Below are 17,221 nucleotides of genomic sequence, written 5' to 3'. Positions count from 1 at the left end.
GAACCCGGCCCGATTCTCTTACCAACGGCCATAAATTATGACCGTCGGTACGGCGGTGACTACCGCCGCGCCGCCCATGCCGCCGATATCAGTGCGCATTGGCCTGCTGGAACGCGGCCTTCTGTTCGGCGGTGGCCTCACGCTGGTGCTTGGCCTTCCATTCGTCGTACGGCATGCCATAGACATGCTCCCGCGCCTCGGCATCGCTGACGGCCACGCCTTTTTCATCGGCGGCGGCGCGGTACCATTTCGACAGGCAGTTCCGGCAGAAACCCGCCAGATTCATCAGATCGATATTCTGGACATCGGTACGGGTTTGCAAATGCGCCACCAAACGGCGGAAAGCCGCGGCTTCAAGCTCGATACGGGTCTGGTCGTCCATGGTCAGGCTTCCCTGGGATTGGTTGGTCGAACGTGTCGACGCAAATGGTGTATCCCGACCCGATTTTAAAGGAAACCATCTAAAATTTTAACCTATTACTAGGTGTTACTTTTCTGATTGATACAATCGTCGGGTCGTGCATCAATAGGGTCAAGACAAGAACATATAACCAAAAGTATCGGACTCGGCTCTTACAGGGGGACCCAAATGGTCATCGATATGCGCACCCGTCTGCCCCACGGTCACATCGCCACCCACGCCGCCAATATCAGCTTCCATGCGCAGCAACTGCGCCGTTGCGCTGACGATCTGAACCAGGCGCTCGCCGCTTTGCAGGCGCTGGATGTCGGCGCCCTGCTGGAGGAGTTTGAGGCCGCGCGCTGACCGAAATTAGGTCAGCCCCGCGATGACGACCGGCAGCAGCCGGGCCAGCCGTGCCGCCCAGGCATCGGCGCCCGCTGCATCTGCGATCAGGTCCTGACGGATCTCCAGCATCAGCACGGGCAGGTTCGCCGCCTCCCCATGGTGGATGATGGTGAAATCGGTGCCGGTGCGCGCGCTGTAGGGTTCGTTGTCGCCGACGGTCAGGTCACCTTCGGCCCGCAATGCCGCCAGCATGGGCAGGGCCAGCCGCCCGTCGCGGTTCCACAACACGCCCACCTGCCAGGGCCGCTGGAACCCGTTCATCTGCGGCGTGAAGCTGTGGATGGAGATCAGGACGGGTACCTGCCCCTCTGCCTGGATGCGCGCGCGTTCCGCCGTGATGGCGTCGTGATAGGGCTGGTACAGGGCCTCCATGCGCAGGGCCCGCGCCGTGTCGGATAGATCCTGGTTGGCAGGGACCGGCGTACCGTCGCTGATGGCGGGCATCAGGGTCGGGCTGTCGGGCCAGCGGTTGCAATCCACGACCAGCCGGGAATAGACCGACAGCACGGCCCGCGCGTCCAGACGCCGGACCAGCCCCTCCGTCACTGCCGCCGCCCCGATATCCCAACCGATATGCCGGTCTAGTTCCGCTTCCGGGACGCCCAGCCCATGCAGGGCCGCCGGCACTGCCTTGCCGGCATGGTCACAGACCAGCAGCAGGGGACTGGATGCGGTCGGGTTCAGGATGCGGACGGGCGCCGGATCGGCGGCGGTCAACAGGGTGGGAGAGGCGATGTCCATGCTTTCCTGATTATCGCAATCCCGGTTCCGGCGAAAGCGTTCACCGGATAAACCAACGAAGGATCCGGTCGATCCGGTCGCCATAGGGCGGGCGGATCAGGCGGGCGGCGCTGAAGCGGCTGGCTTTGAAAATGGGCTGTTCATGGCTGAAGGTCCGGAACCCGGCCTCCCCGTGATAGGCGCCCATGCCGCTTTCCCCGATGCCGCCAAAGGGCAGCGCATCCTGGGCCGCGTGCAGCAAGGTATCGTTCAGTGTCACGCCGCCGGCCCGTGTACGGGCCAGCACGAAATCCACATCCAGCGTGCGATGGCTGAACAGGTAGAGTGCCAGGGGGCGGGGCCGGCTGTTCACGATGCCCACCGTCTCCTCCAGCGCCGTATAGGGCAGGATGGGCAGGACGGGTCCGAAAATCTCCTGCCGCATGATGTCGGCCTCTTCGGGCACCTGCCACAGCAGGGTGGGGGCCAGCTTGCGCCGCGCCGGTTCCAGCGCCTCGCCTGCCGGATTGATGAAGCGCGCATGGGCACCGCGCCGTCTGGCATCGTCGATCAGGCCCAGCAGCCGCTCATACTGGGCGTCGTTGATGATGGATGTGTAGTCGGGGTTGTCGCCCAGCCTGGGGTAGAGCCGCGTCACCGCGCGCTCAAAATACTCCACAAACTCCAGTTCCCGCCCGCGCGGCACCAGCACGTAATCGGGTGCGATACAGGTCTGGCCGGCATTCAGCAGCTTGCCGACGGCAATGCGACCCGCCGCCTGTTCCAGATCATAGCCGGGGCCGATGATGGCGGGCGATTTGCCGCCCAGTTCCAGGGTGACGGGGACCAGTGCGTCGGACGCCGCCCGCATCACCTGCCGCCCTGCCCCAGTGGACCCAGTGAACAGCAGATGGTCCAGGGGCAGGTGGGTGACGGCCTGCGCCATGTCCACATCCCCCGTCACCACCGCCACCTCCGACGGGTCGAACACTTCTGCCAGTAGCCGTTCCAGCAGGCTGCTGGTGCGCGGGGTGCGTTCGGATGGCTTCAGCAGCACGCGGTTGCCGGCGGCAATGGCGGCGGCCAGCGGCACCAGGGCCAGTTGTATGGGATAGTTCCAGGGGCTGATGATCCCCACCACGCCCAGGGGCACCCTCTGTACCCGTGCGCGGCCCGGCAGGAAGGGCAGGGCCACGCCCACGCGGCGGGGCCGCATCCAGCGGCGGAAATGCCGCTGGGCGAACCGGATGGCTGACAGGCTGGCATGGATATCGGCAAGCCGTGTCTCATGCGGGGACCGGCTGCCGAAATCCTGCGACACGGCCTCCACCAGGGCCGCCTGATATTTCACCAAGGCGCGGCCCAGATGGTCCAGCGCCTCATCACGCCGTTCGGGCGACAGGCCGGCATCGCGGCGCCAGCCGGCGCGCAACTGGGCAAAGGCGGTGTGCAGGCGCTTGTCGGCGGCGCCCGATAGACGCTGACGCACCTGCCCTGTCGGGAACTCGATGACCGCATCGGCCATGACGCCTCCCTCCCCGTCCGGCGTGGGGTGGCGTCATCTCCCAAGGACAAGGATTGACGTCAGGCGCGCCGGAACCGTTCAACCTTCATGATCCGATATCCCATTGAGGGCAGGAACTTTGGTTCCGCCCGGAACTTGGCATCGCGATCAGTCGTTCCTGGTACAATATAGGTACGGCCATTGGCCCATTCCACGGCCTGATCACCCGCCACGCTGCTTTCGTTGCCGCCGGCATTGGTGATCAGCACTTCCCACAATTTGCCATGGCCGATGGTTCCCTTGTCAAACATGTAGAGCCGCTGTTTGGGCGCTTCCGACAGGGCGTTGATCTCCGCCTCCAACTGGGCGCGGGCGTCCGTCACTTCCGTGATGTCGGCGCGCAGCTTCGCCATCTCCTCGCCCACCTGATTGCACAGGCCGCGCAGCGTGTTGCACGCCACTTCCAGCTTGTGTTGGTCCTCCTCCACGGCGCGCAGGTCGCGCTGATACTGCACGACATCGGACTCGATGCGGCGCATCACTGCCGCGGCATAGGCGATGGAAACCAGAACGACGAGGATGACACCGACCTGGAGCAGCATAGGCCTTACTCCGCTGCGATGGCGGCCGGATTGGCCGGCACGGCCTTGGACAGGATGAAGCCATTGTCGGGCGGGAAGTTGGTCCGGGCGATGCGGTTGGCATCGTCGGCATTGTCGGCCCAGATTTCGATGAAATGCTTCACGTTGCGGAACTTGCAGTCCTTCACGATGTTCTGGCCCAGCGTCAGGGTGCTGCCCAGCGTCATGGCCACGACGAACAGGCGGCGCGAACCCGTCTGCTCGTTCACCTCATGGATGAGGACGTAATTATCTTCCTTGGCGATCTTCAGGCGGCGCTGGGCATCGGCCAGCTGCGTGGCGGCGGCCTTGCGCTCCACCTCTGCCTGACGCACGCCCTCCTGACCGTCGCGATAGGTCTTGGTCAGTTCTTCCTGCTTGCGGTGCAGTTCGCGGTTCTGCTCCGTCACGCGGGTGATATGGGCGCGGCGGGAGTAATAGAGAACCTGACGCACAAGCGCGATGCTGACCGCGCCGATGGCAGCCAATATGCCGATCACAAAAAGAACGGTATTCATTTCCAATATGGCAATCCCGCGCTGCCGGTCAAACGCTGATTCGCGACTGTATTGAAATCAGCGAATCATGGAGGATTGTACCACCGTTGGGCGCGCTTGTCGCGGGCCTGAACCTATCCGAAAGCCATAAGATGACGTTATCCAAGCCGCAGCCCGGCTCGGAATAGCGCGGCTGGCCATTCTTGCCCTGCAAGGTACGACATTTCCGCCTGCCGCGCGGCCACGACCGGGTCCAGGGCGGCCAGTTCCTGGTCGGGCAGGGCGGGGTGAACCATCACCAGGGCCCCTGCCGGCAATTCGAAAAGGAAACGCTCCATCAAGGCGGGAAAGTCGCCGTCAAACCCGTAAATGCCGCTGAAGCCGGCATTTGTGGGAATGGCACGGGATGCGGCCTGACGGGCCAGACCCCGCGACAGCAGCGCGATGAACAGGGCCTTGGCCCCCGTCACGCCGCGCCGCACGATGCGCCCCGCCGGTTCCGCACAATTGCGCAGCCAGACGGAACTGGGCGGATAGCGGCGGGCGATGGCGTCCAGCAGCAAGGGCCGGATGCCGTGCAGAAGATGCAGATGCTGATGCCCGTCCACGAAATGCGGGGCCCGGCCCATCGCCCCTTCGAACGCATCCAGCTGCCGCGCGATCTCTGCCGACAGGTCCCGTTGCGCCGGCCCCGACGACAGCAGCCCAGCATGGGCCATGGCCAGCCACCGGCCCAATGTCGGGAACCGGCCATCGGGGCAAAGGGCCGGCATCGGGCCCAGGGGTGACAGGCCGCCCGTCAGGGTCAGATGCACACCGGTCTGGAACCCGGCGGGCGTGTCCAGCAGGCGTCTGGCATCTTCGCGCCAGCGCGGACCCGGCACCATGGCACCGGTTCCCGACAGGCGCCCGGCCCGCGCCAGCGTCAGGATGCCCTCCGAAACGCCCGGTGACAGGGCGTAGTCATCGGCAATGACGCGGATGGCGCGGGGCTGCATGGAAAGCCCCTCAGGCGGCGGGCGCGCGGGTCATTTCCAGAAACACATCCTCCAGGTCGCTTTCGACCATGGACAGGTCCTTCACGGCCAGACCCGCCGCCGCCATGGCGCCCAGCAGATCGGCGACGCGGGTCTGGCTGGGCTTGTAATGGATGGTCAGGCGGCGGGTACCGTCCAGCTTGGCGTCGAAGCCACGGAAGGCCTCGGGCACTTCCGTCAGGTCGGCATCCAGCGTGACCACCATTTCCTTGCTGTCGATACGGCCCAGCAGCTTTTCTGTCGATTCGCAGGCCACGACCTGACCATGGTTCACGATGGCGATCGTGTCACACAACTCCTGCGCTTCCTCCAGGTAGTGGGTGGTCAGGACGATGGTAGTGCCGGCCTTGTTCAACTCGCGCACATGGGCCCACAGGCTTTGCCGCAGTTCCACGTCCACGCCGGCGGTCGGTTCGTCCAGAACCAGGACCGGCGGGGCATGCACCATGGCCTTGGCCACCATCAGACGGCGGCGCATGCCGCCCGACAGGGTGCGGGCATAGGCATTGGCCTTGTCCTTCAGGCCCACGGCTTCCAGCAGGGCATCGGTCTGGCGTTCCGACTTGGGCACGCCATAGAGGCCGGCTTGCAGGTCCAGGATCTCACGCGGGGTGAAGAACGGGTCCAGGTTCAGTTCCTGCGGGACCACGCCGATGGCGGCGCGGGCCGACCGGGGCTGTTCATCGATATCGATGCCCCAGATGCTGGCCTTGCCGCTGGTCTTGTTCACCAGACCGGCCAGGATGTTGATCGTCGTGCTTTTGCCCGCCCCATTGGGGCCCAGCAGACCATAGATCGACCCGCGTGGAATGGTCAGCGAAATGCCCTTTAGCGCCTCCTTCGGCGGGGATTTGGGCGTGCCGCGATAGGTCTTGCGCAGATCCTTGATCTCCACCGCGGCGGCGGGGGCATGGCCGGTGGCAGAGGTATCGGCGGGGCGGTTCAGGCTGTCAGGCATGGGGGATGGGTTCCCGATGGGTGGGCGACATTGTTTTGTCGCGGGACATGGGTCTGGCGTACACCCACCGCCGCCGCCGGTCAATTTGCCGAAGGGCAGGGGCCGGACAGGGGCGGGGCCGGCTCTCTTGCGCAAACCGCGCGCCGGAGTATGATGCGCCGCACCCCGGATATCGGGATCCGAACAGTAAGCTTCAAGGAACGACAGACATGCAGCCGGCCGAGACCATCTATATCGACGAAGACACCGTCGGCTGCGATGGCGGCGGCGGTGCGCTGGGCCATCCGCTGGTCTATCTGACCCTGTCGCCCAAGGGCAATGTCGATTGCCCCTATTGTGGCCGCCATTATGTGCAGACCGAAGCCGGCAAGGCCGCCGGCGGCGGCCACGGGCATTAACTTGCACGTTCCCTAACTTGCACGTTCCCTCAGGCGCCGGGCGCCGCCATCCGGCGGCTTGGCTTACGCCGCATGGGCGGCGGACCGGCGGTCGCCGGCCTGTTGGATTCTCAGTTGACCAGTAGCATCGGGCCCGGATGGATGGTGAATTTCGCCGTCCGGGCCGTCATTTCCTGCGTGCGGGCGAAGAAGCTGCGGTGCGGTCCCCTGCGGGTCGGTGCTGTTGCTGATCCTGGCCGCATGAAATCCTCCGCCGCCACCTCACGGTCCAAGGGCACCAGCGCCAGGCCGCTGAAGGTCCCCTCGGCGGCCTGCTGACAGCCGGCGGGAAGGGGCGTGCCGGGGGACAGGCGCACGGGCATCGCCTCCATCAGCAATGCTGCGCGTTCAGCGAACAGCTGCACCAGGAAGAACCCTTCCCGTCCTGCCGCCGCACCGCATCCGGCATGGGTCCAGCGCGGGTCAAGGATGTTGGCCCGGTGCCCCGGCGATTGCATCAGATTATCCACGGCCAGCCGCCCCGCCGCCTCTGCCCGGTCGGGGTCGAAGACGCTGTTGGTGAACAGGTTTTCGGCATTCACCCCCACCATGCGCCGGTGCAGCAGGGCGATGCGGTCACCCGGATGGCGTCCGCCCGCATCCTCATGCGCGAAGGGGGCACCCGCCGCCATCTGTGCGGCGTAATGGCGCGCAATCCAGCTCAGTTCCGCATCATCACGCAGGAAGGAGGCGCCTTCCGCCAGACGCGTGGCGCCCGTCGCCCGCGCCGCCGCCATTTCCGCCTGGAATAACGGGTCGCCTGTGATGGGGGCGCCGGATTCCCGCTGAAAATCCTGAAACTGATCGAGATAGGCAGCCATCGCCGCGCTGGGCAGGCTATTAGCCTTCACCAATGTTGCCGCATCGGCAACAGCTGCGCGGGCTGCGGGGGCCAGAAACAGGGCAATCGCACCCGCCAGCAGACCCCGTCGTCCCACCCCATCCGTTCGGACATAACCATCCGCACATGTGACAACCGGGCGATCATCCCCTAACCTGAACAGGCATTGCATCCCGATTCCTACCGTATATAGTAGTTAATTGTCGTTTCCTACCGATTACTTGTAAACGACAGTTTAACAAAGTCTAACCCCGTCCGCATCCCCCCCGTATTCGAACGCCATCGCATCATGTCGAAACCGGCACAGCCCAACATGAACCATCAATCCGCAGCATACCGTCTGCCGGTGACCAAGCTGCCGTTCGTCGGTGAACGGGCCGATGGGCGTTTTGGCTATTGGGTTCTGCCTGAACTTCGCGATGATCAGGACCCGCGCATCACCGGTCGCACCTTCGCTGCCTGGTATCTGCTCTATGTCGAGTATAACGGGCGGATGGCGGCGGAGGATCTGATGGACCGGATCGAACGGGAAATGCCGTCGCGTTATCCGGCTGTCGACCGCGCCTTCCTGGCAGAGGTCATGTCCCGCCGTTCCCAGAATAGCAGCGCTGCCTGATATACCGGTCGGGTGGGACATTCGCGCGATGATATCTGTCCGCTTCCCACGCTTTGCCGGTACTGCTTGTGGATAAGTCTGGTTTGCGACGGCCTCTGATCCGGCGCGCGACCCCGGACAAAGGGTCCGGCATCGCCGTTCACAGGCAGCTTCCCCGCTGTTTTCGCATGGCTTTTCCTTCAAATGTAAAAGTTTGTCCCCTACCGCTGCCGGTTACAGTTGCGTAACAATTGGGGGGTTGGAGGATTGGGCCGTCCGCTCTAGTTGGTGGGTGTCGGTATCCTGGACCGGGATTTGCCGCCGAAAGTCGTCTTAAGGGACGGCTGCGGATGCCTGACAAAAACAATTAACGAAGCTTGCTGTCTCCACTGTGGGATAGAATGGCTTTTCAATGACATGGACCGGTAGCGCCGCACCCTTTGCGGCTGCGCCGACAAGATCGGACAGGAAAATGCGCCTGCCAATTCAGATTGCCACGGCTGTTGCCATCGTCGCCATTGGCGGCGGCGTCTGGTACATGACCGGTCGCGACGGTGCCAAACCCGCCGCACAGCAGCAGGCGGGCGCCCGCCCCGTGAATGTCGTCGCCACCCATGTGACGCGGGGTGACATCGCCGTCACCTTTGACGCCGTGGGCACCTTGCGCGCGAATGAGGCGGTGACGGTGACGGCCAAGACAGCCGGTCTCGTCAAATCCATCAACTTCACCGAAGGTCAGCTGGTCCAGGCCGGTGCCGTCCTGATCGAACTGGACGACCGTGAGGTGCGGGCCAATCTGGCGGTGGCCGAAGCCGGGCGCCGCAATGCGGCACAGTTGCTGGACCGGGCGCGGGCATTGCTGGTGAAGCAGAATGTGGCCCAGGCCCGTGTCGATGAATTGTCGCTGCAACTGGCCGGCAATGATGCAGAGGTGCGGGCGGTGCAGGCACGTCTGGCCGACCTGACCATCCGGGCACCCTTCACCGGCTACACCGGCCTGCGGCAGGTCAGCCCCGGCGCCCTGGTCCGTCCGGCCGATCCGGTGACCACGCTGGACGATACCCGCACCGTGAAGCTGGAATTCACCGTGCCCGAATCCTCCCTGCGCTATCTGCGTGACGGGATGGAGATCGCGGCCCAGACCACGCTGTATCCGGATCAGTCCTTCCTGGGCAAGGTGTCGGCCATCGATACCCGTATCGATCCCGTCACCCGCACCGTTGCCGCCGTGGCGCAGATCGACAATGCCGACGGGCGTCTGCGCCCCGGCCTGTTCATGACCGTACGGTTGACGCTGGATAACCGGGTCAATGTCGTGCTGGTGCCGGAGGAATCGCTGGTGCCGGTCGGTGACCGGCAGTTCGTGTTCCTGGTGGCCTCGGGCAAGGTGGAACGCCGCCTGGTCACCATCGGCGCCCGGTCGCGCGGCGTGGTGGAAGTGGCGGATGGCCTGACCGGTGGTGAACTGGTCATCACGCGCGGCGTGCAGAAGGTGCGTGACGGCGTGCCCGTGCAGGCCGAAATCGTCAGTGCGCCTGCCGCCACCGGCACGCAATCCGCCGCGCGGCCCGCGCCCTGACGGCGAATTGACGGTGACCGTTCGCGGTCACCCCTCTGCCGCCCCGATCATCCGGTCCGCCGGGGCGGCATCGACATGGACATGACAGCGACACGCCTGGGAACCTCACCATGGTGATCTCCGACATTTCGATCCAGCGTCCCGTGCTCGCCTTCGTGATCAGCGCCATGCTGGTCGTGTTTGGTGTGCTGGGATATGAAAAGCTGCCGGTGCGCGAGCTGCCGAAGATCGATTATCCCATCGTGTCGATCAGCACCACCTATCCCGGCGCCAGCGCCGAGGTGGTGGATAATGAGATCACGGAACGCATCGAAGGCGTCATCAACGGCATCGAGGGTGTGAAGACCATCCGCTCCCGCTCCCGCGAAGGCAGCTCGTCCGTGTCGGTGGAGTTCGAGATCGACCGCGATATCGACGCCGCCAGCAATGATGTGCGCGACCGCGTGGGCCGCATCAGCGACAGCCTGCCCGAAGAAGCCGAACTGCCGGAGATTAGCAAGGTCGATGCCGACAGCAACCCGATCATGTGGATCACGCTGTCGTCCGACCGCATGAACCAGTTGGAACTGACCGATTTCGTGCGCCGCTATTATCTGGACGCGCTGGGCACGGTGCCGGGCGTGGCCTCGGTGCGTATCGGTGGGCGGCGTGATTTTGCCATGCGCGTCTGGCTGGACCGCAACGCCATGGCGGCGCGCCGGGTGACGGTGCAGGATATCGAAGCCTCGATCCGGCGCGAAAATGCCGAACTGCCCGCCGGGCGTATCGAAAGCAGCCAGCGTGAATTCACGGTGCGGACCGACACGCGCCTGAACCGCCCCGAACAATTCTCGTCCATCCTGGTGCGTCAGGACGGGGCCAACTGGATTCGCCTGGGCGATGTCGCGCGGGTGGAGGTGGCAGCCCGTGACGACCGTGGCGATTTCCGTATCAATGGCGGCAGCGCCATCGGCCTGGGCATCATCCGCCAATCGACCGCGAACACGATGGAAGTGTCCGAAGGCGTGCGCAAGCTGCTGGGCGAGTTCCGTCAGAACCTGTCGCCGGGGATGAAGCTGGAGGTCCGTCAGGACGATTCCACCTTCGTCAGCCAGTCGGTCTATGAAGTGTTCCATGCCATCGCCGTGGCCATCGGACTGGTGGTGCTGGTGGTCTGGGTGTTCCTGCGCACCTTACGTGCCACCCTGATCCCCGTCATCGCCATTCCGGTATCGCTGGTCGCGGCCTTCGGCGTGATGGCGGCGCTGGGCTTCTCCATCAATGTGCTGACACTTCTGGCCTTCGTGCTGGCCGTCGGTCTGGTCGTGGATGATGCCATCATCGTGGTGGAAAACATCTCCCGCCGGATTGAGGAAGGGGAGCCGCCGCTGCTGGCGGCCTATCGCGGGGCGCGGCAGATCGGCTTTGCCGTGATCGCCACCACCGCCGTGCTGATCGCCGTGATCGCACCCTTGTCCATGCTGCCCGGCGACCAGGGCCGCCTGTTCCGGGAATTCGCCATCGCGCTGATGGCTGCCATCGCCTTCTCCTGCATCGTGGCGTTGACCCTGTCGCCCATGCTGTCATCAAAGCTGTTGCGCGGGCATCAGGAAGCGCGCGGCCTGTTCCGCCTGTCCGAAGCGTTTCTGGACATGCTCACGCGTGGCTATACGGCCCTGCTGCGTCAGGCCCTGTCAGCCCGCATGCTGGTCATGGCCCTGATGGCCGGCGCCCTTGTCCTGACGGCGGTGCTGGGCCGCACCCTGCCCAGCGAGCTGGCGCCCGTGGAAGACCGCGGCGTGGCGCGCATTTCCATCACCGGGCCGGAAGGTGCCAGCATGGATTACACCATGCAGGAGGTGGCGCGGGTGGAAGGGCTGTTGCAGCCCTATCTGAAGTCGGGCGAGGTGGACAGTATCCTGACCATCGTTAATCCCGGCTTTGGCGGCAGTTCGGGCGTGAATCGTGCCATGGTGGTTATGCGCACGCCGCCCTGGGCCGAACGCGTCAGCGACCGCACCGTGCCGCAGATGGTGAATGAGCTGCGCCCGCAACTGTCGGCCATGCCCGGTTCCCGTATCGTGCCCATCCTGCCCTCTGGTCTGGGCGGCGGTGCCTCGGCCAATCAGCTGCAGGTCGTGATCGGCGGCAATACGTTCGAGGAGTTGGCCGAATGGCGCGACGCCCTGATCGAGCGGTTGCAGCAATATCCGGGCCTCACCGGCTTCTCCGCCGATTATGACGAAACCAAGCCCCAGCTTTATGTGACGGTGGACCGCAACCGCGCCGCCGACCTGGGCGTGCCCGTCACCACCATCGGCACCACCCTGGAAACCATGCTGGGTGAGAAGCTGGTGACCCGTTATCTGGACCGGGGTGAGGAATATGACGTGGTGCTGCGGGCCGAGGCGCAGGACCGTGCCAATCCGCGCGACCTGTCCAACATCTTCGTCCGCTCCACGACGGGCACCACCACGGGGCAACTGATCCCGCTGGCCAACCTGATCCAAGTGCGTGACGTGGCCGGTGCCACCGAACTGAACCGCTATAACCGCCTGCGTTCCATCACCATCACGGCCAACCTGACCGAAGGTGCCGTGATGGGCGATGCCATCCGCGAGGTGCGGCAGGCCGCTGCCGAGGTGCTGCCCGCAGAGGCGCGGATCAATTTCGAAGGGGCCGCGCGGTTGCAGCTGGAAGCCAGCAGCGCCATCTGGTTCGCCTTCGGCATGGCCATGCTGGTGGCTTTCCTGGTGCTGGCGGCACAGTTCGAGAATTTCCGCCTGCCGGCTATGATCCTGGGTTCGGTGCTGCCCGCCGGTCTGGGGGGCATCCTGGCCATCTCCATCACGGGCATGTCGCTGAACACCTATACCCAGATCGGCCTGATCATGCTGATCGGCCTGATCGCCAAGAACGCCATCATGATTGTGGAGTTCGCCAATCAGCTGCGCGAGGAAGGGTATGAGTTGCTGGAAGCAGTGGTGGAGGCCTCGCGCCTGCGCCTGCGCCCCATCCTGATGACCTCCATCGCGACCGTGTTCGGTGCGCTGCCCCTGGCCCTGGCGCATGGGGCGGGCGCCGAAAGCCGCATGGCCATCGGCTGGGTCATCGTGGGCGGCGTGACGGTGGGCACGGCCCTGTCCTTGTTCATCACGCCCGTGCTGTACAGCATGTTCGCCAGGGGCGTGCAGCCCATCGGCATCATCCGCCGCAAGATCGAAGAGGAAGAACGCCTGCACAATGCACCGCCGCAGGTGCCGGCGGAGTGAGGAGATTGAAGTGGGGTTGCCCTCACCCTCCCGTCGGCTGACGCCGCCGTGCCCCTCCCTCTCCCACCTTAGTGGGCGAGGGGCAGAGTTTTAAACCCTCGCCCGCTTGGCAGGGAGAGGGAGGGGCCCGAACGCGGCAGCGTTTGGGAGGGTGAGGGAGCAACGCCAGCTCCAGCAGACAACAAAAAAGGGGAGCGGATTTCCGCTCCCCTTTTTCTTTGACCGGTATCGCTGATCAGCCCATATCCACCGGGATGGTCAGGAAGGCCGTCGTCTCGCCACGGCGGACCTGTACCAGGGCGTTCTTACGCCCGGCCTTGGAGGCGGCCTTCACCTGGGCTGCCACATCGGCGGGGCTGGTGACGGCGCTGTTATTGACCGAGGTGATCAGGTCGCCGGGGCGCAGCCCCTCCACCCCGTCACCCACATCCAGCACCACGACACCGGCGGCATCGCCGGGCAGGCGCAGACGCTGACGCCACTGGTCGGTCAGGCCGGACAGTTTCAGGCCGGCCACTTCCTCGCCATCCTGCTTCTGCGCCTCGGCCTTTGCCAGACGCTGCTGCGGCTGGCCGGGGGCCTGTTCGACGGTGACGGCGATGGTCTTTTCCTTGCCGTCGCGCCACAGGGCCATGTCCAGCTTGGTGCCGGGCTTCACCATGCCCACCTGACGGGCCAGATCGCGGGTATCCTTGATGGGCTTGCCGCCGGCGGACAGGACGACGTCACCGGGCTTCAACCCGGCCTTCTCCGCCGGGCTTTTCGGTTCCACGGCGGCAATCAGGGCGCCGCCCTCCTTCGACAGGCCCAGACCATCGGCCAGTTCCTTGGTCACGCCCTGCAGATTGACGCCCAACCAGCCGCGTTCCACCTTGCCGTCGCGCTTCAGCGCCTCGACCACCGGCTTGGCCAGGTTCGAGGGGATGGCAAAGCCGATACCGACGGAGCCGCCATTGGGCGTGAAGATGGCGGTGTTGATGCCGATCACGTCACCGGCCATGTTGAAGGTCGGGCCGCCGGAATTGCCGGAATTGATCGACGCATCCAGCTGCAAGTAGTCGTCATACGGACCCGACCCGATATCGCGGCTCCTGGCCGACACGATGCCGGCGGTGACGGTACCGCCCAGGCCGAACGGATTGCCCACGGCCACCGCCACATCGCCCACGCGCACCTTGTCACTATCGGCGAATTTCAGGGCGGGCAGGGGCTTGTCGGTCTTGACCTTGAGGACGGCCAGATCGGTGCGTTCATCCTCGCCGATCACTTCTGCCTCGCGTTCGGTCCCGTCGCTGAAGGCCACGGTCACCTGATCGGCGTCGGCAATGACATGCCGGTTGGTGACGACATAACCGGACGCGTCGAACACGAAGCCGGAACCCAGCGCACGGGCCACCGGTGCGCCACGACCCTGGCCGCCGCCACCCTGGCCCGGCAGGCCCGGCACGCCGAAGCGGCGCAGAAATTCCTCGAACCCCGGCGGCAGGTCGCGGGCGGCGGTGCGGGTTGGGGCCGTCTGGGCGGCGGTGATGGTCACGACGGCGGGCGACACGCGCTCCACCAGATCGGCGACACCGCCATTGGCCAGCACTTCGGCAGGAGCCGCCGCGGCGGTCTGGATGGTCGCCGGGGCCAGCAGGGCGGTGCCGGCAAGCAGGGCCATGGCCAGATTGCGGCGGAAATTCCGTGCGGTGGCAAGCGACATCATGGTCTCCATTGTCTTTCTTCTGCCTTGGCCGCCATTCGGTCCGGCGGCGCTTTCGATGGTCACAGCTTGACCAGTGTCCGCCCACAGGCAACTGACAGGCGGATGAAAATTCTGTCATCCAGGCCGACGGATGACGGTGGGTCCGGCACGCCCCGGTTTCAAGCGCCGACAGATGAAACTTTGTTCATCTTCCCGAAATGTGGCTGTCAGCGGGCCTGGATTAGGGTGCAGACATGGATCGACGGGGCACCAAGCCCCACACCCCCCCGCCCCGCCGGTCCATCATGAGAGGTCGGCGGGGACCGCTTCCCCACTCTCCGGTCCCCGCCACCATCCTCTCTCCCTCGGTTAGTACATCGTAGTCTCTCTCGTCCCCTGTGGCCGGGCGGCCCCCACCGCCCGGCCATATCTTTTTGTCTGTTCCCCCAGGCGCCGGGCGCTTACGACGCACGTGCGGCGGTTGCACTGCCGCTTTGCTGCTTCGGGAAAGTAGATTGGCGAGTTCCCAAGCGGACCTGTCCGGGTTTAGGATGCGTGCATCATGAAGATCCTTGTCATCGAAGACGACCGCGCCACCGCTGATTACCTGGTCAAGGGCCTGAAAGAGGCTGGCCATGTGGTCGATCATGCCGATAATGGCCGCGACGGGCTGTTTCTGGCGGCATCCGAACCTTATGATGGCTTGATCGTAGACCGGATGCTGCCGGGCCGGGACGGGTTGTCGCTGCTGGAGGTGCTGCGCGCCACCGGCAATGACACGCCGGCCCTGGTGCTGTCGGCACTGGGAAGCGTCGATGACCGGGTGAAGGGCCTGCGCGCCGGGGCCGATGATTACCTGACCAAGCCCTTTGCCTTTGCCGAACTGCTGGCCAGGCTGGAGGTGATGCAGCGCCGGGCCAAGGGCGGCGGATCGGCACCTGTGACCCGGTTGCAGATCGCCGATCTGGAGATGGACCTGCTGTCCCGGACCGTGAAGCGGGCCGGAAAGCCGGTCGATCTGCTGCCGCGTGAGTTCCAGTTGCTGGAATATCTCATCCGCAATGCCGGCAATGTCGTGACCCGCACCATGCTGCTGGAAAATGTCTGGGACTATCATTTCGATCCGCAGACCAATGTCATCGACGTGCATATCGCCCGCCTGCGCCAGAAGATCGACAAGGATCATCCGGTGGCCCTGATCCATACGGTACGCGGGGCGGGCTATGTCATCCGTGAGCCGGTTTAACCTTAATTTCCTGCGCACCACCAGCTTCCGGCTGGCGGCCTTCCATCTGGGCCTGTTCACCTTGTCGGTGATGGTGGTGCTGGGCGTTGTCTATTGGTTCACCGCCGGCTTCATCAACCGCCACACGGAAGAAACCGTGCTGCGGGAGGTGGAGGAACTGAGCAATGTCCTGAATGAACGTGGGCGCATCGGACTGCTGCGGGTCATTTCGGAACGCGCCTCGGACGGGCGCACGGACATGATCTATGCCCTGACCACGCCCGCCCGCGATATCATCGCCGGCAATCTGGCCAGCTGGCCGTCGGGGGACCCTGGTTCCGGCTGGGTGGAATTCGACATCAAATCGCGCAAGGATCCGGGCCGCAAGCGCCAAGCCGTGGCCGTCATCCTGCCGATCGAGGGGATCGGCTGGCTGCTGGTCGGGCATGACATGACCGACCGCTATCTGCTGCGCGGGCAGTTGTTGACGGGCCTGATCTGGGCAGTGTCGCTGGCCTTCGCGGTGGGCATGGCGGGTGCCATCTATATGAGCCGGCGCGTGGCCGAACGTATCGAGAGCATCAACCGCACCATCGACCGCATCACCGCCGGGTCCTTTGCCGACCGTATGCAGGTGACGGGATCGGGGGATGAAATCGACCGGCTGGTGACCAAGCTGAACCGCATGCTGGATGAGATCGGGCGCCTGATGCTGGGCATGCGGCAGGTCACCGACAATGTCGCCCATGATCTGCGCACGCCGCTGTCGCGTCTGCGCGCCCGGCTGGAACTCGCGCAACGCGATGAAACCCTGTCTGACGCGCAGTTCACCACCCTGGAACAGGCGATTGCCGAGATCGACCGGCTGCTGGGCGTGTTCAACGCCATCCTGACCATCGCGGCGGCGGAAACGGGCCGGGCGCGGACTGATTTTGAACCGGTCGATCTGGCAGCCCTGGCGGCGGAGGTGGCGGAGCTTTACACCCCGCTGGCCGAGGAACGGGGCCTGTCCATGGATGTGGAGGCGCCCCTGCCGGTGATGGTCAGCGGTAGCCGGCAATTGCTGGCGCAGTTGATCAGCAACCTGATCGAGAACGCCGTGAAATACAGCCCCGAACAGGGCCACATCCGGGTGATGGCCGGTACCGATGCCGGGCGTCCCCTCCTGTCGGTGGCCGATCAGGGGCCGGGCATTCCCGCCGATCAGCGCGAGAAGGTGCTGGAGCGATTTGTCCGGCTGGAGACGCATCGCGGCACGCCGGGCCACGGGCTGGGTCTGTCCCTGGTTGCTGCCGTCGCCCGCCTGCATGATGCCGCCCTGGCCCTGTCCGATGCGCGCAATGATGTGACCACACCAGGCCTGAAGGTTGAACTGCGCTTTCCAGCCTGAAAGGCTATAGCAGTGTATCGTTTCAATATAAAGTAATGCACTAGTATTCACGTTGATTTTATATTGACGAGT

16 protein-coding genes are annotated in these 17,221 nt (G+C 64.8%); 7 read left to right on the top strand and 9 right to left on the bottom strand.

What is annotated here, in order from left to right; translation table 11 throughout:
• Positions 1 to 88: 88 nt before the first annotated feature.
• Positions 89 to 382, bottom strand: coding sequence for a DUF1244 domain-containing protein (locus ACT6Q8_RS13110; RefSeq protein ID WP_054168567.1), 294 nt, complete (start codon positions 380 to 382; stop codon positions 89 to 91).
• 207 nt (positions 383 to 589) lie between these two features.
• Here ACT6Q8_RS13110 and ACT6Q8_RS13105 point away from each other — a divergent pair, with 207 nt between their 5' ends.
• Positions 590 to 766 (top strand): hypothetical protein, encoded by a 177-nt coding sequence (locus ACT6Q8_RS13105; RefSeq protein WP_156344645.1) that lies wholly within the window; start codon positions 590 to 592, stop codon positions 764 to 766.
• A gap of 6 nt (positions 767 to 772) precedes the next feature.
• Here ACT6Q8_RS13105 and ACT6Q8_RS13100 read toward each other — a convergent pair whose 3' ends face one another.
• From ACT6Q8_RS13100 to ACT6Q8_RS13075, 6 genes are all read right to left on the bottom strand, one after another.
• Positions 773 to 1,549, bottom strand: a complete 777-nt coding sequence (locus ACT6Q8_RS13100) for an N-formylglutamate amidohydrolase (protein ID WP_444732748.1) — start codon at positions 1,547 to 1,549, stop codon at positions 773 to 775.
• 40 nt (positions 1,550 to 1,589) lie between these two features.
• Entirely contained in the window at positions 1,590 to 3,053 is a 1,464-nt protein-coding gene (locus tag ACT6Q8_RS13095) for a coniferyl aldehyde dehydrogenase (RefSeq protein WP_444732749.1), read from the bottom strand.
• Positions 3,054 to 3,112: 59 nt separating this feature from the next.
• Complete coding sequence (locus ACT6Q8_RS13090) at positions 3,113 to 3,634, bottom strand: hypothetical protein (RefSeq protein ID WP_054168564.1); 522 nt, start codon at positions 3,632 to 3,634, stop codon at positions 3,113 to 3,115.
• A 5-nt stretch (positions 3,635 to 3,639) separates the two neighbouring features.
• Positions 3,640 to 4,170: a hypothetical protein gene (locus ACT6Q8_RS13085; protein ID WP_054168563.1), complete on the bottom strand. Its 531-nt coding sequence runs from the start codon at positions 4,168 to 4,170 to the stop codon at positions 3,640 to 3,642.
• Positions 4,171 to 4,307: 137 nt separating this feature from the next.
• Complete coding sequence (locus ACT6Q8_RS13080) at positions 4,308 to 5,147, bottom strand: ChbG/HpnK family deacetylase (RefSeq protein WP_444732750.1); 840 nt, start codon at positions 5,145 to 5,147, stop codon at positions 4,308 to 4,310.
• 10 nt (positions 5,148 to 5,157) lie between these two features.
• The gene (locus ACT6Q8_RS13075) at positions 5,158 to 6,144 is read right to left on the bottom strand and encodes an ABC transporter ATP-binding protein (protein WP_054168561.1); all 987 of its coding nucleotides are present in this window, start codon (positions 6,142 to 6,144) and stop codon (positions 5,158 to 5,160) included.
• 209 nt (positions 6,145 to 6,353) lie between these two features.
• On the opposite strand from ACT6Q8_RS13075, the gene ACT6Q8_RS13070 reads away from it, so the two are divergent.
• A complete protein-coding gene (locus tag ACT6Q8_RS13070) occupies positions 6,354 to 6,542 on the top strand; it encodes a zinc-finger domain-containing protein (RefSeq protein WP_054168560.1) in 189 nt (62 codons plus the stop codon).
• A 110-nt stretch (positions 6,543 to 6,652) separates the two neighbouring features.
• Here the strand turns inward: ACT6Q8_RS13070 and ACT6Q8_RS13065 are convergent, their stop codons facing one another.
• The gene (locus ACT6Q8_RS13065) at positions 6,653 to 7,519 is read right to left on the bottom strand and encodes a CAP domain-containing protein (RefSeq protein WP_444732751.1); all 867 of its coding nucleotides are present in this window, start codon (positions 7,517 to 7,519) and stop codon (positions 6,653 to 6,655) included.
• A gap of 216 nt (positions 7,520 to 7,735) precedes the next feature.
• On the opposite strand from ACT6Q8_RS13065, the gene ACT6Q8_RS13060 reads away from it, so the two are divergent.
• The 3 genes from ACT6Q8_RS13060 to ACT6Q8_RS13050 all read left to right on the top strand — a co-directional run bounded on the left by ACT6Q8_RS13060 (position 7,736) and on the right by ACT6Q8_RS13050 (position 12,847).
• Entirely contained in the window at positions 7,736 to 8,038 is a 303-nt protein-coding gene (locus ACT6Q8_RS13060) for a hypothetical protein (RefSeq protein WP_054168558.1), read from the top strand.
• A gap of 451 nt (positions 8,039 to 8,489) precedes the next feature.
• Positions 8,490 to 9,596 (top strand): efflux RND transporter periplasmic adaptor subunit, encoded by a 1,107-nt coding sequence (locus tag ACT6Q8_RS13055; protein ID WP_444732752.1) that lies wholly within the window; start codon positions 8,490 to 8,492, stop codon positions 9,594 to 9,596.
• A 110-nt stretch (positions 9,597 to 9,706) separates the two neighbouring features.
• Positions 9,707 to 12,847 (top strand): efflux RND transporter permease subunit, encoded by a 3,141-nt coding sequence (locus ACT6Q8_RS13050; RefSeq protein ID WP_054168556.1) that lies wholly within the window; start codon positions 9,707 to 9,709, stop codon positions 12,845 to 12,847.
• 235 nt (positions 12,848 to 13,082) lie between these two features.
• On the opposite strand, the gene ACT6Q8_RS13045 is transcribed toward ACT6Q8_RS13050, so the two are convergent.
• Positions 13,083 to 14,555, bottom strand: coding sequence for a Do family serine endopeptidase (locus ACT6Q8_RS13045; RefSeq protein ID WP_444732753.1), 1,473 nt, complete (start codon positions 14,553 to 14,555; stop codon positions 13,083 to 13,085).
• A 541-nt stretch (positions 14,556 to 15,096) separates the two neighbouring features.
• Here ACT6Q8_RS13045 and ACT6Q8_RS13040 point away from each other — a divergent pair.
• Complete coding sequence (locus ACT6Q8_RS13040) at positions 15,097 to 15,780, top strand: winged helix-turn-helix domain-containing protein (protein ID WP_444732754.1); 684 nt, start codon at positions 15,097 to 15,099, stop codon at positions 15,778 to 15,780.
• Positions 15,767 to 17,149: a sensor histidine kinase gene (locus ACT6Q8_RS13035; RefSeq protein ID WP_444732755.1), complete on the top strand. Its 1,383-nt coding sequence runs from the start codon at positions 15,767 to 15,769 to the stop codon at positions 17,147 to 17,149. The genes ACT6Q8_RS13040 and ACT6Q8_RS13035 overlap by 14 nt, the downstream gene beginning before the upstream one ends.
• Positions 17,150 to 17,221: the final 72 nt, after the last annotated feature.

This window comes from Niveispirillum sp. (assembly GCF_052437035.1).
Taxonomy (GTDB): Bacteria; Pseudomonadota; Alphaproteobacteria; order Azospirillales; family Azospirillaceae; genus Niveispirillum.
This window is presented reverse-complemented; position numbering and strand designations above follow the sequence as displayed.